Genomic DNA, 16,950 nt, shown 5'->3' with positions numbered 1-16,950 from the left:
CTACTTCTTCATTTTCAATCGGCATCCCTTCTCATGAACAAAAAACACCTTTCCATCTCATCAGATAGAAAGGTGTTTTGATTAAACGGATTTCCCCGCAGCCTTCAGCGCACGGGCACCAATGTCACGGCGATAAAATAGCCCTGGTTGAATGATTTCTTCAACCGCTTCATACACTCTTGATCTTGCCGCTTCAAATGTGTCGTCAAATGCCGTCACATTCGCTACACGGCCGCCATTTGTGACGAATTGATCGTTTTCTTTTTTTGTTCCTGCGTGGAAGGTCACGACATCAGACACCGTTGTTTGCAAAGCACCGATTGGCGCGCCTTTTGCGTAGTCCTCAGGGTATCCTTCTGAAGCAAGAACGACACTGACAGCGGCAGTGTCTTTCCACCGCAAGTCCACATCTTTTCCGTCCAGAATGTCGAGGAAGACTTGAACTAGATCTGATTCAAGACGAGGGAGAACCACCTGCGTTTCAGGGTCGCCGAAGCGTGCATTGAACTCAATGACCTTTGAGCCTTCTGGTGTTAGCATTAAGCCTGCATATAAAATGCCTGTAAACGGACGCTCCTCCTGCACCATGGCGCGAGCAGCCGGTTTGACGACATCTTCAACCGCTTTTTGGACAACTTCATCTGAAATTTGCGGAACTGGTGAATAAGCGCCCATTCCGCCGGTATTCGGTCCTTTGTCATCTTCAAATGCCCGTTTGTGATCCTGCGCGATCACCATTGGGTACACCTTTTCTCCATTAACAAAGGCCATCAGTGAAAATTCCTCGCCTGTTAAAAATTCCTCGATGACGACAGAAGCACTTGCATCGCCAAACTTTTCATCCTCTAAAAAGTCGTGCAGACAGTCGATCGCCTCTTCAAGTGTCATCGCAACGGTCACGCCTTTTCCTGCTGCGAGACCATCTGCTTTAATGACAATCGGCGCACCCTTTTCTTCCACATATGCTTTCGCTTCTTCAAACGATGTAAAAGTGGCATAAGCGGCGGTAGGGATATCGTAGTTTTTCATTAAGTCTTTTGCAAATTCCTTTGAGCCTTCAATAACCGCAGCTTTTGCATTTGGTCCAAATACCTTTAGACCTGCCTCTTCAAATGCATCCACCACACCTGCAATTAAAGGAACCTCTGGACCGACAATCGTTAAGCCTATTTCATTATCTTTTGCAAAACGAATTAATGCCTCATGATTACCTTCATCGATTGGGACAAGCTTCGCAGCATCTGTCATTCCATCATTGCCGGGTGCGACAAATACTTGGCTGACAAGTTCACTTTGCTTCACTTTCCATGCGATGGTATGCTCTCTTCCGCCTCTGCCGATAATTAATACGTTCACACTGTCATCCCCTTAATGTTTGAAATGTCTAACGCCAGTGAAGACCATGGCGATGCCGTATTCATCTGCCTTTTGAATCGATTCTTCATCACGAATGGAACCGCCTGGTTGAATGATCGCTGTGACGCCTGCCTTCGCAGCAGCTTCCACTGTATCGCCCATTGGGAAGAACGCATCAGAGCCTAGTGCGCTTCCTTTCGCTTTTTCACCTGCTTGTTCAATCGCAATGTTCGCTGAGCCCACACGGTTCATCTGACCAGCGCCGATACCTGCTGTCATTTGATCCTTCGCGAGGACAATGGCATTTGATTTCACATGCTTGACGACTTTCCATGCAAGCTTTAAATCTTTCCATTCGTCTTCTGTTGGTTCTCTTTTCGTTGGAATAGAGATGGTTGCTTCCTCTAAGCCGTACGTGTCAATATCCTGCACGAGCAGTCCGCCATGGACACTTGTCAGCTGCTTTTCTTTTTTCTCAAGATTCGCTTCTACATCTAGTGTTAATAGACGAAGGTTCTTTTTCGCTGTTAACACGTCAAGTGCTTCTTGGCTAAAGGATGGGGCGATGACGATTTCTAAGAAAATCGTATGCAGCACCTCAGCTGTTTGTTTGTCTACTTCACGGTTAAGCGCCACAATGCCGCCAAAAATAGAGGTTTCATCTGCTTTGAATGCACGGTCAAAGGCTTCTGCAATCGTTTCTCCTGTACCAACGCCGCACGGATTCATATGTTTTACAGCCACAGCCGCTGGCTCCGTAAATTCACGTACGATTTGAAGAGCTGCATCTGCATCTTTGATGTTGTTGTAGGAAAGCTCTTTTCCGTGTAATTGCGTTGCAGTAGCTAAAGAGCCTTTGCTTGGAAGAGCATTTTCATAGAAAGTCGCCGCTTGGTGCGGGTTTTCTCCATAACGAAGGAATTGTTTTTTCTCAAACGTGACGGTGAACTGCTCTGGCTCCGTTTCGCCAACATAGTTCGTTAAATAATCCGCAATAAGGGCATCATAAGCAGCCGTATGACGGAATACCTTCGCCGCAAGCTCACGTTTTTTCTCTAGCGACACGCCGCCTTCTTTGATTTGCTGAACGACTGTATCATAATCACGAGGATCGACAATCACTGTGACGTCTTGGTGGTTTTTCGATGCCGCACGAAGCATTCCCGGTCCGCCAATATCAATGTTTTCAATTGCTTCTTCATACGTTACATCGTCTTTTGAGATCGTCTCTTTGAATGGATAGAGATTCACGACAACAAGATCAATCGGCTGAATGCCATGCTTTTCAATCTGTGCCATATGCTCATCGTTTTCTCTCACTGCCAATAATCCACCATGAATGTTCGGGTGAAGCGTTTTGAGTCGTCCGTCCATGATTTCAGGGAATCCAGTGACTTCAGAAATCCCAATGACATCAATGCCATTCTCTTGAAGAAGCTTATGAGTACCTCCAGTTGAAATGACTTCAACACCAAGTTCTGTTAATTCTTTCACAAAAGGTACAAGATTTGTTTTATCAGAAACACTGATTAATGCGCGTTTGATCGTCATGCCTTCGTCACCTCATTAAGATAATTCTAAAAGTGATTTGATCACTTTTGGATATAGTGTGTGTTCTAGTTCATGCATTCTTTTTTCAATCGATTCAAGCTCTTCGCCTTGTTCAATATAAATTGCGGCTTGGTCAATAATCGGACCTGTATCCATCCCTTCATCGACAAAATGGACGGTGATGCCTGCCACTTTGATGCCTGCTTGATAAGCTTGTCCGATGGCATCAAGACCTGGGAAGGCTGGCAGCAAGGATGGGTGGATATTCACAATTTTCCCTTTGTATGCTTCAAGTAATGTCGGACCGATCAGTCTCATATACCCCGCAAGGAAAACCCATTCTACTTCATGAAGCCTCAGTTGTTCGATGATCGTTTGTTCAAAAGCGGCTTTATTCGGAAAAGCTTTCGGTGTAAAAGCAAAGGAGGGAATGCCCTCTTTCTCAGCACGCTCCAGCACCTTTGCACCCGGTTTATCACAAATCACAATGGCGGCCTCTGCCTGCCACTTTTCTTCTTTTAACGTATCTATAATGGCTTGAAAGTTCGTCCCGCTTCCAGAGGCGAAGATCGCAAACTTCTTCATGAGAGGCTTCCACCGCCGAATGTGACACCTTCTCCTTTTTGAACACGTCCGATGAGAAATGCTTTCTCTCCATCTTGTTCAAGCTCACTAATCACATCCACAAGATCGTCCTCTTTTACAGCTAGGACAAAGCCAATGCCCATATTAAACACGTTGAACATCTCTTCTGCCTTCAACTGACCCTTTTCTTGGATAAAGGAGAAAATGGGTGGTACTGGCCATGAGCCGTTATCAATCTCAACGCCAAGACCTTCTGGCAGCATACGTGGTAAATTCTCAATAAAACCGCCGCCTGTCACATGTGCCATGCCGTCAACTTTGCCGGCTTTTACTTGTTTGAGTACGGGCTTCACATAAATTTTTGTTGGTTCAAGAAGCTCTTCACCGAGCGGTCTTGTAAAAGGTTCATACGTTTGGTGCAGATCAAGACCAGCGTCTTCCAGCAAAACTTTACGAACGAGGGAGTATCCATTGCTATGAATTCCGCTTGAGCTGAGTCCAATGAGCAAATGTCCCTCTTTGATGCTGTTTCCTGTCACGATTTCGTCCTTTTCAACGACACCTACCGAAAAACCAGCAATATCATATTCTTCTTCTGTGTAAAGACCTGGCATTTCGGCTGTCTCACCGCCGACAAGTGCTGAACCAGACTGCTCACAGCCGTCAGCCACACCTTTGACAATGGATTCAATTTTGACCGGATCTGCTTTTCCAACGGCTAAGTAATCTAAGAAAAAGAGCGGTTCTGCCCCTTGTGCAAGCACATCGTTGACACACATGGCCACGGCATCGACGCCGATCGTATCGTGTTTATCCATTAAAAAGGCAAGCTTTAATTTCGTTCCGACACCATCTGTTCCTGAAACAAGAACGGGCTTTTTGTATGGCAGCTCAGATAGATCAAACATACCGCCAAATCCACCTAGAGCGCCCATGACACCTGCTCGTTTTGTACGTTCTACGTGTGTTTTCATTCGTTTGACGGCTTCGTACCCTGCTTCGATGTCGACACCGGCGTTTTTATATGCTTCTGACATCCCATTCACTCCTTTTAGCTGCTGCTTTCCATGTATTTTCGGCAGAATGAAAGAGCAGCATATCAACTCATCTTGACTGCTGCTCCTTTATTCGATTATTTCGTCAGGACTGTTTCCTTCACATGCGGAAGAACTGTATCTTCATATATTTCAGTCGGGTATTTCCCAGTAAAGCATGCTAAACACTGACCGCGTTGCGGATCATCATACTTCCTGCCAATCCCATCCATTAAACCGTCTACAGATAAAAATGCAATGGAGTCTGCACCGATTTCCTGTCTAATTTCTTCCACTGAATGAGAAGAAGCAATCAGCTCTTCGTGTGTGGATGTATCAATTCCATAAAAACACGGGTGTGCGATTGGCGGTGAACTAATGCGTACATGGACTTCCGTCGCACCCGCTTCTCTTAGCATCGTGACAATTCTGCGGCTCGTTGTCCCGCGTACGATGGAATCATCCACCATCACGACACGCTTTCCTTCGACTACACCGCGCACAGCAGACAGCTTCATCCGTACGCCCTGCTCACGCAATGCTTGAGACGGCTGGATAAACGTCCGGCCAACATAACGGTTTTTAATCAAACCGAGCTCATACGGAATACCTGTTGCTTCGGCATATCCAATCGCTGCAGAAATACTGGAATCTGGTACACCTGTCACAACATCTGCTTCGACATGCGCTTCCTCAGCAAGCTTTTTGCCAAGACTCTTTCTCGCACTATGCACATTGATGCCGTTGATATTGCTGTCAGGTCTTGAGAAATAAATGTATTCCATGCTGCACATGCTGCGGTTAATGTTCATCGAGAAGCGCTCAGATTTGAGGCCTTCGTCATTAATGATCAGCATTTCGCCAGGCTCCACATCACGTAAATACGTGGAACCGACGACATCAAATGCACATGTTTCAGAAGCGACAACATAAGCATCCCCAAGCATACCAAGTGAAAGTGGGCGTAAGCCGTTCGGATCAAGCGCCACGATCATTTCTGTTTCCGTCATGATTAAGAAAGCATATGCTCCCTTAAGCATGGACAGTGCATTTTTGATCTGCTCCTTTAATTCCATATGCCCGCTGCGTTTAATTAAATGAGCCAGCACTTCGGTATCAGAAGAGGTCTGAAAAATACTCCCTTGGTTCTCTAGCTGCTGCTTTAACTGCGTTGCATTCACTAAGTTCCCATTATGAGCAAGGGCAAGGCTGCCATTGTTTTGCGAACGGAAGAAGAGGGGCTGCACATTTTCAAAGCCGCCTCCACCTGCTGTCGCATACCGAACGTGTCCGATCGCACCTTTTCCTTTCAAATCCTTTAGCTCACCGTTTTGAAAGACTTCCGTAATCAGTCCAAGGCCTTTGTGTGACGTCAGGTTCTCACCATCTGTTGCAATGATTCCCGCACCTTCTTGTCCTCGGTGCTGAAGGCTATGCAATCCGTAATATGTGATTTGCGGGGCTTCTTCGTGTCCCCAAACCCCAAAGACACCACACTCTTCATTTAAGCCTCTGATTTCAGCAAGCATGGGATCGCTCCTTTCCATGCACGTTCAAGCTCGTTGACCGCTGCATGAATCCATTGTTGTCCTTCTTGATTTTTGACAGTAAATACACCATCATTTGTAACCGTTCCGACTTCTTTCGCATCTTTGACCGCCGCAGCAAACGCTTCGCGGTGCTCCGGTTTGACTGTGACGACAAAACGTGACTGTGTTTCACTGAATAATGAAGCTTCGCTGTTTAAATCGATTTGGATATCTGCGCCAAGCCCGTCAGTTCCAAATGTACTTTCAGCAAGTGCTACACCAAGTCCGCCTTCAGACACATCGTGTGCTGATTGAACGAGATCGTTTTGAATCGCGGCTAGCAGAGCTTCTTGACGCGAAAGCTCTACGTTCAAATCAATTTCCGGTGCTTTTCCGTAAATACGGCCTTCTGTCATTTTTTGAAGCTCACTGCCTGCAAATTCTTCCTTCGTCTCACCAATGACGAAAATGACATCGCCAGCCTGCTGGAACGATTGAGTCGTAATATGAGCAGTATCTTCAACCAAACCAACCATCCCAATGACTGGTGTTGGATAAATCGCTGTTCCATTTGATTCATTATATAAAGAGACGTTCCCACCGATAACCGGTGTGCTTAGCGTGCGGCATGCTTCGCTAATCCCGTCAGCAGATTTTTCAATTTGCCAGAAAATTTCTGGTTTCTCCGGGTTACCGAAGTTTAGGTTATCTGTCACTGCTAGTGGACGAGCGCCTGAGCAGACAATGTTACGTGCTGCTTCTGCGACGGCGATTTTCCCGCCGACCTCTGGATCAAGATAGAGATAGCGTGCGTTACAATCTGTTGTCATCGCTAGGGCTTTTTTCGTTCCGCGGATTCTTAGTACGCCCGCATCAGAGCCCGGTGCAACGACGGTATTTGTCCGAACCATGTAGTCATACTGATCATAGACCCATTCTTTACTTGCAATCGTTGGCTGCTGAAGGAGCTGCTTTAATGTCTGAGCCGCATCTGTGATCGCTGGAGCTTCCACTTTTGTTTCTAAAAACTCACGATAGTATGCAGGCTCGCTTGACGGCTTATGATAAACCGGTGCTTCTTCTGCAAGAGCGTCAACAGGAAGCTCACATACCACTTCCCCTTGATGGAGTAAACGAAGCATTTTATCGTCTGTCACATGACCGACTGATACTGCTTCAAGATCGTATTTTTCGAAAATATCAATGATTTCTTGCTCACGGCTTTTTTCAATGACCAGAAGCATTCTCTCTTGCGATTCAGACAGCATCATTTCGTATGCGGACATGCCTGTTTCACGCTGTGGAATGAGGTCTAGATTCATCTCAATACCAGAACCTGCTTTACTCGCCATTTCCGCACTTGAGCTTGTTAAGCCAGCCGCACCCATATCTTGAATCCCAACGAGCGCATCGTTTTTGATGACTTCAAGGCACGCTTCAAGCAGCAGTTTTTCCATGAATGGATCGCCGACTTGAACAGCTGAACGTTTTTCTTCTGATTCATCGGAAAATTCTTCAGACGCAAATGTTGCACCGTGAATACCGTCACGTCCCGTTTTAGCACCAACGTACATCACCGTGTTGCCGACACCTTTTGCCTGCCCTTTTTTGATGTCCTCATGGTTGATTAATCCAACACACATCGCATTCACAAGTGGATTGCCTTCATAGCTTTGATCAAAATGAACTTCTCCGCCGACTGTAGGAATTCCGATACAGTTTCCATAGCCTGCGATCCCTGCCACTACTTCTTCAAACAAGTACTTCACGCGCGGTGAAGTCAGTTCACCAAAACGAAGAGAGTTTAGTACAGCAATTGGACGCGCACCCATGGAGAATACATCACGGATAATTCCGCCGACACCAGTAGCTGCTCCTTGATACGGTTCAATCGCAGATGGATGGTTATGTGATTCGATTTTAAATACAACCGCTTGGTTGTCTCCAATATCAACGATTCCAGCGCCTTCCCCAGGACCTTGAAGAACATGCTCTCCTTTTGTCGGGAATTTGCTTAAAACAGGCTTTGAGTTTTTATAACTGCAATGCTCTGACCACATGACAGAAAAAATACCCGTTTCTGTGTAGTTTGGCAGCCTGCCAATAATGGATTCGATTAAAGCGAATTCTTCATCACTCAATCCCATTTGCTGATACAATTTCTCTTCTTTAATTTGCTTGTGACTTGGTTCAAGCAGTAGTGACATGAGTGTCCCTCCAATTTTTCACGATAGATTGAAACAATTTAAGTCCGTCTGCGCTGCCTAGTAATGTATCCACCGCGCGCTCAGGGTGCGGCATCATGCCGAGTACATTGCCCTCTTCATTCGTAATACCTGCAATTCGATTGACACTGCCGTTAATATCGTCTCCGTAAGTGAAAGCGATTTGGTTATTTTCAATAAGCTTTGCTAAAGTGTCTTCATCACAGTAGAAGTTGCCTTCACCGTGCGCTACAGGAACCGAAATGGATTCGCCTTTTTGATAGCCGCTTGTAAATTGCGTTTCGTTGTTCTCTACAATGAGTTCAACTGGACGACAGATAAATTTCAAGTCTTTATTTCGTCTCATCGCACCCGGAAGAATGCCAAGCTCCTGAAGAATTTGGAACCCGTTACAAACACCGAGAACAGGCTTTCCTTCCGCAGCTGCTTTTTTCACCGCCGGCATAATGTTTGAAAAGCGAGCAATCGCACCACATCTTAAGTAATCCCCATAAGAGAAACCGCCTGGTACGAGTACACCGTCAAATCGGTCTAGACTCGTTTCGTCGTGCCATACATATTCAACTTGTTCACCTAACTCATCTTGAATCGCATGGTACATATCGATATCACAGTTAGAGCCAGGCAAGACGATCACTGCAAACTTCACTGTGCGACAACCTCCTCCACCTCATAGCGGTAATCTTCAATCACCGTGTTGGCCAGTAATTTTTCACACATTTCTTTGACGACTGTGTCTAAATCACGATCTGATTTTTCAATGACAAGCTCCATGTATTTCCCGATACGGACATCCTTTACTTCCTGATAAGACATGCTGTGCAAGGCGTGCTGCACGGCACTTCCTTGTGGATCAAGAACGCTCTCTTTTAAGCTGACAAAAATTTTCACTTTATACATGTTTATGGCCTCCAAGTCTTTTGAAAATTTCTTCGTATGCATTTGTTAAGCCGCCCAGGTTTCGTCTGAACACGTCTTTATCAAGCTTTTCGTTTGTATCTTTGTCCCAAAGCCTGCACGTATCAGGTGAAATCTCATCAGCTAGCAAAATACGATTCTCGTGATCTATTCCGAATTCAAGTTTGAAATCAATTAAATTCACATGGCAGTCTGAGAAGATTTGCTTTAACTCTTCATTTACTTGTCTTGTGATCTGCTTCATTTCCTCGACTTGCTCTGGTGTCGCTGCATCTAAAATGCGAATATGATCTTCTGTAATGAGCGGATCGCCGAGTGCATCATCTTTGTAGTAAAACTCGATCAATGGTGTATCCAGTTTTGTTCCCTCTGGAATGCCAAGGCGCTTTGACATACTGCCTGCCACCACATTTCGTACAACGACTTCAAGTGGCACAATCTGCACCTTTTGAATGAGCTGCTTTGTTTCAGAAAGGCGTTTCACAAAGTGATTGTTGATCCCTTTCTCATGCAGCATTTGAAAGATTAAGCTTGAAATTTCGTTATTCAGTCTGCCCTTGCCTTCGATTTCAGCTTTCTTTTCGCCGTTAAATGCTGTCGCTGAGTCTTTATATTCGACATATAGAATATGCTCGTCATCGGTCTGATAGATTTTTTTCGCTTTGCCTTCGTAGAGAAGTTCTTGTTTCACAGTCATTCAGGTTGGCCTCCTAATTTGAATGTTGGCAATTTTCAGGATTGGGCACCTGACGAGCAGGCGACCCATTTCTTACGCAAGACCTAGACGTTCGAAAATCATATCGACATTTTTCAAGTGATAGTTGTAATCGAAGCAGTCAGCGATTTGTTCAGGTGTTAAGCGTGATGTGATTTTTTCTTCCGCTTCTACTAATGAACGGAAATGCACTTGCTTTTCCCACGCTTCCATTGCCTTCGGCTGAACCGTATCATATGCTTCTTCACGTGCCATGCCTGTATCGATTAATGCAAGAAGAACGCGCTGTGAGTAAATCAAGCCAAGTGTGCGGTCCATGTTGCGTTTCATGTTCTCAGGGAAGACCGTCAAGTTTTTCACAATGTTTGAGAAACGGTTTAGCATGTAGTTCAGTGCAATCGTTGCGTCTGGTAAAATGATGCGTTCAGCAGACGAATGAGAAATATCACGCTCATGCCAAAGTGGTACATTTTCATAAGCTGTCAGCATATATCCACGGATGACGCGGGCAATTCCCGTCATATTTTCAGAGCCGATTGGGTTGCGTTTATGCGGCATTGCTGATGATCCTTTTTGTCCTTTTGCAAAGAACTCTTCTACTTCACGTGTTTCACTCTTTTGAAGTCCACGAATTTCAACAGCAAATTTCTCAATGCTTGTTGCGACGAGTGCAAGAGTTGCCATGTAATCGGCATGACGATCACGCTGCAAGGTTTGGGTTGAGATTGGTGCAGCTTTGATGCCAAGCTTCTCACATACATATTGCTCAACAAATGGGTCGATGTTCGCATATGTGCCAACAGCTCCAGAAATTTTGCCGAATTCAATGCCAGCTTTTGCTTGTTTAAAACGTTCTAGGTTACGCTTCATTTCTTCGTACCAAAGACCAAGCTTCAGGCCAAATGTTGTCGGTTCAGCGTGTACACCGTGTGTACGGCCCATCATGACGGTATATTTGTGCTCTTTTGCTTTTTCTTTTAGGATGTCAACAAATCTCTCAATGTCCTTGAGCAAGATATCGTTCGCCTGTTTTAATAGATATGAAAGCGCCGTATCCACTACGTCTGTAGAGGTTAACCCGTAATGAACCCACTTTCTTTCTTCTCCTAGAGATTCAGATACAGCACGCGTAAAGGCAACCACGTCATGGCGCGTGTCTTGTTCAATCTCTAGAATACGATCAATATCAAAGCTTGCATTCTTGCGCATAGTCACAACGTCTTCTTTTGGAATAACGCCGAGCTCTGCCCAAGCTTCACAAGCGAGAATTTCTACTTCAAGCCATGCATTAAATTTGTTTTCCTCTGTCCAGATTGCTGACATTTCTGGTCGTGCGTAACGTTCGATCATTTCCCGTTTCCTCCATCTCTTTCAGTCCATATCTTTGTGATGTTTGTCATCCATTCATCATCAAGCTGTTTCATAAAAGTCATATGCCCCATTTTGCGGCCGGTTTTCACTTCATGCTTTCCATATAGATAAAGCTTCGCTTCTTTGAGAAGCTCAGGTTGTTCTTTTGGGATGTCTACTTCATCGCCTAATAAGTTCACCATCATGCCCTCTGATAAAAGGGCTGTACCGCCAAGCGGCAAACCGCATATCGCGCGAATATGCTGTTCAAACTGACTCGTCTCACATAAATCGAGCGTATAATGACCAGAATTATGCGGGCGAGGCGCCAGTTCATTGACGAGCAGTTCTCCTTCGTTTGTCAGGAACAGTTCTACAGCAAGTGTACCCACTAGCCCCAGCTTTTCAGCCAGTGTCGTTGCCAACACTTTTGCCTTCTCCTGAATGCTTTTATCTACTCTTGCAGGCACAATGCTTTGGAACAAAATGTTGTGCTTATGAATGTTCTCAGCGACAGGGAATACCGCAATCTCCCCATGAATAGAACGAGTGACGATGACCGAGAGCTCCATTTGAAATGGGACCCAGCTTTCTAAAACACATGTTCCATGTGTGAGCAATGCAGTTGCTTCATGAAGCTGTCCTATTTCCTTGATCACATACTGCCCTTTTCCATCGTAGCCGCCTCTGCATGTTTTCAGAACGGCTGGCAAACCAACTACGGTTACTGCGTCTTCCAGCTCTTTTTCATCATGAATGATACGATAAGGCGCGACTTCACAGCCTGCATCTACAATCCCTTTTTTCTCCGTTTCACGATTTTGAGTTAAAAGAAGAAGTTCACTTCCTTGCGGTAAATTGGCTTCTTCCTTCAATTGATTAAGTGCATCATAATCAATATTTTCAAATTCATATGTCACGACATCGCTGATTTCTGCGAGCTGCCTGATTCCATCCAGGTCACTATATGCAGCTGTGATTTCTGTATCAGCAACCTGTCCACAAGGAGATTGTGCGACTGGGTCTAAGACAGCTGCCCGGTACCCCATTTGCTTTGCGCTGACGGCCATGTATCTGCCAAGCTGTCCTCCGCCGATAATACCGATGGTTGCGTTTGGAAAAATGGTCTGCTTAGCCAAGCTGATCACTGCTTTCTAGTACAGTCTGTTTTGTTTGCTCTCTTCTTTCTTCAAGGCGAGCAGCGATTGTTTCATCAAATGCTGAAATCATTTGTGCAGCTAGAAGCCCTGCATTTGTTGCACCGGCTTTGCCAATCGCCACTGTCGCAACTGGTACACCGCCTGGCATTTGAACGATGGATAATAAGGAATCCAGTCCATTTAGTGCTTTTGATTGTACGGGCACACCAATGACCGGCAGTGTCGTTTTCGCTGCGACCATCCCCGGTAAATGTGCTGCGCCTCCAGCACCGGCAATGATGACTTTTAGTCCTTTACCTCTTGCTTCTGTCGCATATTCAAACATCAAGTCAGGTGTCCGGTGTGCGGATACTACCTGTTTTTCATACGGAATGTCTAATTCCTCTAAGATATCGCACGCATGTTTCATTGTTTCCCAATCAGATGTACTTCCCATGATGACACCTACAAGCGGCTTCATTTTGTCCCCACCTTTAAGCTGATATTCGATTTTGTATCGTTTGACACGCTTCCCAAACCTAAGCAGCTTGTCAAACGCCGAACAAAAAAGCCCGATTTGCATTGCATTGTTAGGAAGCAACACAAACCGGGCCATGGTAAGCGCTGTTCGCTTTTGAAACGCCATGTCAGTTTTGTTCACTATCCTGCATAGTCCAGTCATTTACGGTAACTGGGTAGAAACTTATGGGCCATATTCCCAAGATTATATGAGGTTCGTGTTTTGAATTCATGTTTATCTTAACAACGGATGTTCATGATGTCAACGGATTTATCGAACAATCTATGAAGTCGTCGTTTTAATGTTCGGATTTAGACTATTTTTCCTTCAAATACGATTTTTTTCCCAACCGGAATGATCTGAATCGACCCATTTTCCTTCTTTTCTTGAAAAACCGGCTCCTCCATTCGTCGGACAGGCGAGTAGCCTTCCACTGCCATCTGGGACAACACTTGATCGATCGTCATGTTGTCTTCCACATAGAATTTTTTCTTCTTTGGTTTTGCGGTCATTCTTTAATTCTCCTTTTCTTCACAGCCTTCACCCAGAAGCCGCCGTGAATTGATTTGGGCTCATAAGAAATGATAAACGCCTTTGAATCAAGCGTTTTAATCGTTTCATATAATTGCAGTTCATATTTTCTCGGTGTTAAAATTTGCATTGCTGACCGGTCTCCTTCAAGACCGCCTGCTGCCCAGGTGGTGACACCATATCCTTTTTCTCTCAATTGTCTTGGGAGATCGACATCTAATTCTTTTGTGATCACGTTAACCGTTGTGTAGCCAAGTGCCAGCTTCTCTTCAATTTTCATCCCGACAATGATCCCCATCCCATAACCTAGCGCATACGCAATGACATTTTGGATTTGATCTAAGTTATCAAGTACGATACTTAATCCAATCACATAAATAAGCATTTCAATCGTACCAGCAAATGCAGCTGCGTACCGTCTTCCTTTCATTGTTAAAATCAAACGCATGGTGGAAAAAGAGACATAGACAATATTAATGACTAAAATGATCAAAACCATGGTGAACGCATTGGATAAAAGTTGTTGAAGCACGATTCGAACCCCCTGCACTAAAAATCAAATAAAGCACCCCATATTCTACTAGAGAACAAACCTTGATACAATCAAATTTGCGCGAGAAAAACACATATATCTTTCGACAACAAGGGTGGTCTTTGTTACCAAGAGTTTACCCGTTTTTTTCTCTTCTCAACATGAAAACCTCCTTTTTCAAAAAAGGAGGTTTTCAGTGTGTGTATTATCCAAATCGAACAGGCACAAGTGATGGAATCAAATACTCTCCGACAATGCTCCAAAGCAGTGCAATGATGACAAGCTCCACCAATAAAAAGATCCAGCTGGCATACATTAAATCACCGCGCACCGCTTCATGCTCCGATTGAACCGAGCGAAACAGTACGACCGCAATCAACTGGAGACCAAAAAACATCATCACAGATAAAATGACCGTCACATATGGAATATTCAGCATGGCAAATACAAGCCAAAGGATAGATAAAACCAAAACCGGTACAAGTGCGGCACCAAACTTCATGATCACTTCTTTCAGTGATATGTTTCCTTTTAGCATGTACTTTCCGAGTAACCAGACGGTCAACATCATCAATGTGAGCAGAATGAGTGTAAAGACCGCCACCCTCAAAAAGGCGTCACCAAAAGAGTAATGAATGCCAAAGCCTAATAAACGAGTCTTTGACGCCTTTAATTGAACATAGTTGCCTAAAGCAAAAAACACGCTGAATAACACAATCGAGATCCAGGCGTACTTCATCCGTAATGTTTCCGCTTGATTGATGGACCGGCTCGGTGATTTTAACATCGCAAGTCCATATGAACCATAGCGCTTAAACGCGCCTCCTACACCTTGCAGCATACGCTGAATGGCAGAACGCTCATCACCCGCTGCTTTTGTTTTCGACGTTCTTCCACGTTTTGCGGCGCTTCTGCTGAGGCGGGATTGCCTCGTTTCTTGATCTATTGATGGCTCTTCATTTTTTTCTAACATCTCATATCAACTCCTATCCAGCACAATCCTTATAGGCTCATACGAATGACCTATTCGGATGACTCCTTTTAAAGTAGCGGAGTCTCTCTGTTTAAAGTAGCGGAGTCTCTCTGTTCAGTCAAGATTCCTTGACGTTCATACGAATAGACGGATAAAGGGCAGCAGAGGTTTTAAAATGCCAAGAAAATAAGACAAAACAAAAAACAGCAGCTTCCATGAGCTGCTGTTTCAGCGTGTAGACAAACCCTCGCATTCGTTGTCAGTCCTGCGCGCTGGTGCTCACGAATATCAAATTCGCTCCGCAAAAGTAGCTGCCCTTCCTAGACTTCAAAGGTTTTTTATCACGCTGAAAGAAAACAAAGGGCTAAAATAAAGATCATTTTAACCCTTTGTCAACAATTAATGATTTAAGAAAGCAAAGTAGAGAATAAAGATCACAAACAATCCGTACATAATCGGATGTACTTCTTTGGCTTTCCCTTTAAAGATCATCGTAATCGGGTAGAAAATAAAGCCAACCGCAATCCCTGTTGCAATACTGTATGTGAGTGGCATCATGATCATCGTTAAGAACGCTGGTACGGCAATTTCAAAACGATCCCATGCAATCTTCGCAAGCGGAGCGACCATCAGTGCACCCACAATAATCAAAGCAGGTGCTGTCACATTCGATGTAACGATGGATAATAGCGGCGAGAAGAACATCGCAAGCAAGAAGAAAATACCTGTCACGACAGCTGCAAATCCAGAACGTGCACCAGCCGCAACACCTGAGCTAGATTCAACATAAGATGTTGTCGTCGATGTTCCAAGAACAGAACCTACAACGATTGAAGATGAATCCGCTAGAAGTGCTCTTCCTGCACGCGGCAGCTCATTATTTTTCATTAAACCAGCTTGGGTTGCAACAGCCACAAGCGTTCCTGCTGTATCAAAGAACCCAACGAATAAGAACGTTAAAATCACGACAAGCATTTGAATCGAGAAAATGTCTGGCAAGTGAATCAAAGCTTGTCCAAAGGTTGGAGATAAGCTTGGAATACTTCCCACAATTTGCGTCGGTACTGGGATAAGACCAACAATCATTCCTGCAATAGCTGTCACAAGCATCCCAATGAAGACACCTGCATTTACTCGCAGAACCATTAAAATGACAGTCACCACGATACCAAACACCGTTAATAAGACAGGACCACTATGAATGTTTCCAATCGAAACGAGCGTATTATCATTATTGGCAATAATGCCAGAGCCTTGCAGACCGACAAACGTAATGAATAGGCCAATACCTGCACCAACCGCCAGCTTCAGCTCAGCCGGAATGGCATTGATGATTTTTTCACGGAAACCTGTTAAAGAAAGGGCAACGAAAATCAACCCTGAAACAAATACACCAGAAAGTGCTGCTTCCCATGTGATGCCCATGCCAAGAACAACCGAGAAGGCGAAAAAGGCATTCAAGCCCATACCTGGTGCAATCGCAATCGGATACCTGGCAATTAGCCCCATCAGAATACACCCTGCGGCAGAGGCTAACGCCGTCGCTGTAAAGACAGCACCCTGATCAATTCGTAATTTATCTGGAAAATCCGGTACTGCTACTAAAGCAAGTGTGGTCGGATTGACAAACAGAATGTAAGCCATCGACAAAAATGTGGTTAAACCACCGATGATTTCTCTGCGGTAATTCGTTCCTAACTCATCAAACTGAAAAAACTGTTTCAAGCCAACTGACTCCCTTCATGTCCTTTTACTTTAGTCTGCCCCATTCACAAGTCAAATAAAAAACGCCCCAACAGTTTTGGGACGCTTGACTACATATGTGAATTCAGACGGTGACATAAAACAAGAACAATGCATGATTTATATCAAACGAGTGTGAATTGACGTAGTCAAGCCATTTACGGTAGCTTGGTAGAAACTTGCGGGCCATATCCCCGCTATTATACGACTTCTATCTATTTGATTTCTGTGTCTATTGTACCAACTTCA

16 protein-coding genes and 2 riboswitches are annotated in these 16,950 nt (G+C 44.6%); all 16 genes read right to left on the bottom strand.

The window, feature by feature from the left end; translation table 11 throughout:
- Nucleotides 1–81 precede the first annotated feature (81 nt).
- Nucleotides 82–1,356: a phosphoribosylamine--glycine ligase gene (gene purD / locus NST39_RS03535; RefSeq protein WP_341027130.1), complete on the bottom strand. Its 1,275-nt coding sequence runs from the start codon at nt 1,354–1,356 to the stop codon at nt 82–84.
- Between the two features lie 12 nt (nt 1,357–1,368).
- On the bottom strand, nt 1,369–2,907 hold the full coding sequence (gene purH / locus NST39_RS03530; RefSeq protein WP_044141523.1) for a bifunctional phosphoribosylaminoimidazolecarboxamide formyltransferase/IMP cyclohydrolase: 1,539 nt from the start codon (nt 2,905–2,907) through the stop codon (nt 1,369–1,371).
- 15 nt (nt 2,908–2,922) lie between these two features.
- Nucleotides 2,923–3,492: a phosphoribosylglycinamide formyltransferase gene (gene purN / locus NST39_RS03525; protein WP_341027129.1), complete on the bottom strand. Its 570-nt coding sequence runs from the start codon at nt 3,490–3,492 to the stop codon at nt 2,923–2,925.
- Nucleotides 3,489–4,529 carry a phosphoribosylformylglycinamidine cyclo-ligase gene (gene purM / locus NST39_RS03520; protein WP_113768216.1) on the bottom strand — a complete coding sequence of 347 codons (1,041 nt, stop codon included), beginning with the start codon at nt 4,527–4,529 and terminating at the stop codon, nt 3,489–3,491. Before purM ends, purN begins: the two co-directional genes overlap by 4 nt.
- Nucleotides 4,530–4,624: 95 nt before the next feature.
- Nucleotides 4,625–6,055, bottom strand: a complete 1,431-nt coding sequence (gene purF / locus NST39_RS03515; RefSeq protein WP_341027127.1) for an amidophosphoribosyltransferase — start codon at nt 6,053–6,055, stop codon at nt 4,625–4,627.
- Nucleotides 6,031–8,262 (bottom strand): phosphoribosylformylglycinamidine synthase subunit PurL, encoded by a 2,232-nt coding sequence (gene purL, locus NST39_RS03510; RefSeq protein ID WP_341027125.1) that lies wholly within the window; start codon nt 8,260–8,262, stop codon nt 6,031–6,033. Before purL ends, purF begins: the two co-directional genes overlap by 25 nt.
- Nucleotides 8,246–8,929: a phosphoribosylformylglycinamidine synthase subunit PurQ gene (gene purQ, locus NST39_RS03505; protein ID WP_044141518.1), complete on the bottom strand. Its 684-nt coding sequence runs from the start codon at nt 8,927–8,929 to the stop codon at nt 8,246–8,248. The genes purL and purQ overlap by 17 nt, the downstream gene beginning before the upstream one ends.
- Nucleotides 8,926–9,180: a phosphoribosylformylglycinamidine synthase subunit PurS gene (purS, locus tag NST39_RS03500; protein ID WP_003214349.1), complete on the bottom strand. Its 255-nt coding sequence runs from the start codon at nt 9,178–9,180 to the stop codon at nt 8,926–8,928. The genes purQ and purS overlap by 4 nt, the downstream gene beginning before the upstream one ends.
- Nucleotides 9,173–9,895, bottom strand: a complete 723-nt coding sequence (purC, locus tag NST39_RS03495; protein WP_044141517.1) for a phosphoribosylaminoimidazolesuccinocarboxamide synthase — start codon at nt 9,893–9,895, stop codon at nt 9,173–9,175. The genes purS and purC overlap by 8 nt, the downstream gene beginning before the upstream one ends.
- 72 nt (nt 9,896–9,967) lie before the next feature.
- Nucleotides 9,968–11,263, bottom strand: a complete 1,296-nt coding sequence (gene purB / locus NST39_RS03490; RefSeq protein ID WP_044141516.1) for an adenylosuccinate lyase — start codon at nt 11,261–11,263, stop codon at nt 9,968–9,970.
- Entirely contained in the window at nt 11,260–12,402 is a 1,143-nt protein-coding gene (gene purK / locus NST39_RS03485; RefSeq protein WP_341027121.1) for a 5-(carboxyamino)imidazole ribonucleotide synthase, read from the bottom strand. The genes purB and purK overlap by 4 nt, the downstream gene beginning before the upstream one ends.
- Nucleotides 12,395–12,883 (bottom strand): 5-(carboxyamino)imidazole ribonucleotide mutase, encoded by a 489-nt coding sequence (gene purE, locus NST39_RS03480; RefSeq protein WP_044141605.1) that lies wholly within the window; start codon nt 12,881–12,883, stop codon nt 12,395–12,397. The genes purK and purE overlap by 8 nt, the downstream gene beginning before the upstream one ends.
- 169 nt (nt 12,884–13,052) lie before the next feature.
- Nucleotides 13,053–13,154: riboswitch (purine riboswitch) on the bottom strand.
- Nucleotides 13,155–13,233: 79 nt separating this feature from the next.
- Nucleotides 13,234–13,434, bottom strand: a complete 201-nt coding sequence (locus tag NST39_RS03475; RefSeq protein WP_341027120.1) for an NETI motif-containing protein — start codon at nt 13,432–13,434, stop codon at nt 13,234–13,236.
- Complete coding sequence (locus NST39_RS03470) at nt 13,431–13,985, bottom strand: DUF2179 domain-containing protein (protein ID WP_003214176.1); 555 nt, start codon at nt 13,983–13,985, stop codon at nt 13,431–13,433. The genes NST39_RS03475 and NST39_RS03470 overlap by 4 nt, the downstream gene beginning before the upstream one ends.
- A 205-nt stretch (nt 13,986–14,190) precedes the next feature.
- Nucleotides 14,191–14,958 carry a hypothetical protein gene (locus NST39_RS03465; RefSeq protein ID WP_341027119.1) on the bottom strand — a complete coding sequence of 256 codons (768 nt, stop codon included), beginning with the start codon at nt 14,956–14,958 and terminating at the stop codon, nt 14,191–14,193.
- 399 nt (nt 14,959–15,357) lie between these two features.
- Nucleotides 15,358–16,683 carry an NCS2 family permease gene (locus NST39_RS03460; protein ID WP_106066648.1) on the bottom strand — a complete coding sequence of 442 codons (1,326 nt, stop codon included), beginning with the start codon at nt 16,681–16,683 and terminating at the stop codon, nt 15,358–15,360.
- Between the two features lie 144 nt (nt 16,684–16,827).
- A riboswitch (purine riboswitch) is annotated at nt 16,828–16,929 on the bottom strand.
- Nucleotides 16,930–16,950 lie beyond the last annotated feature (21 nt).

Origin of the sequence: Bacillus sp. FSL W8-0645, from assembly GCF_038007905.1 — a bacterium.
In the GTDB taxonomy this organism is placed as follows: domain Bacteria; phylum Bacillota; class Bacilli; order Bacillales; family Bacillaceae; genus Bacillus; species Bacillus pumilus.
The sequence above is the reverse complement of the archived record's forward strand: the minus strand, read 5'-3'. Positions and strand labels throughout refer to the sequence as shown.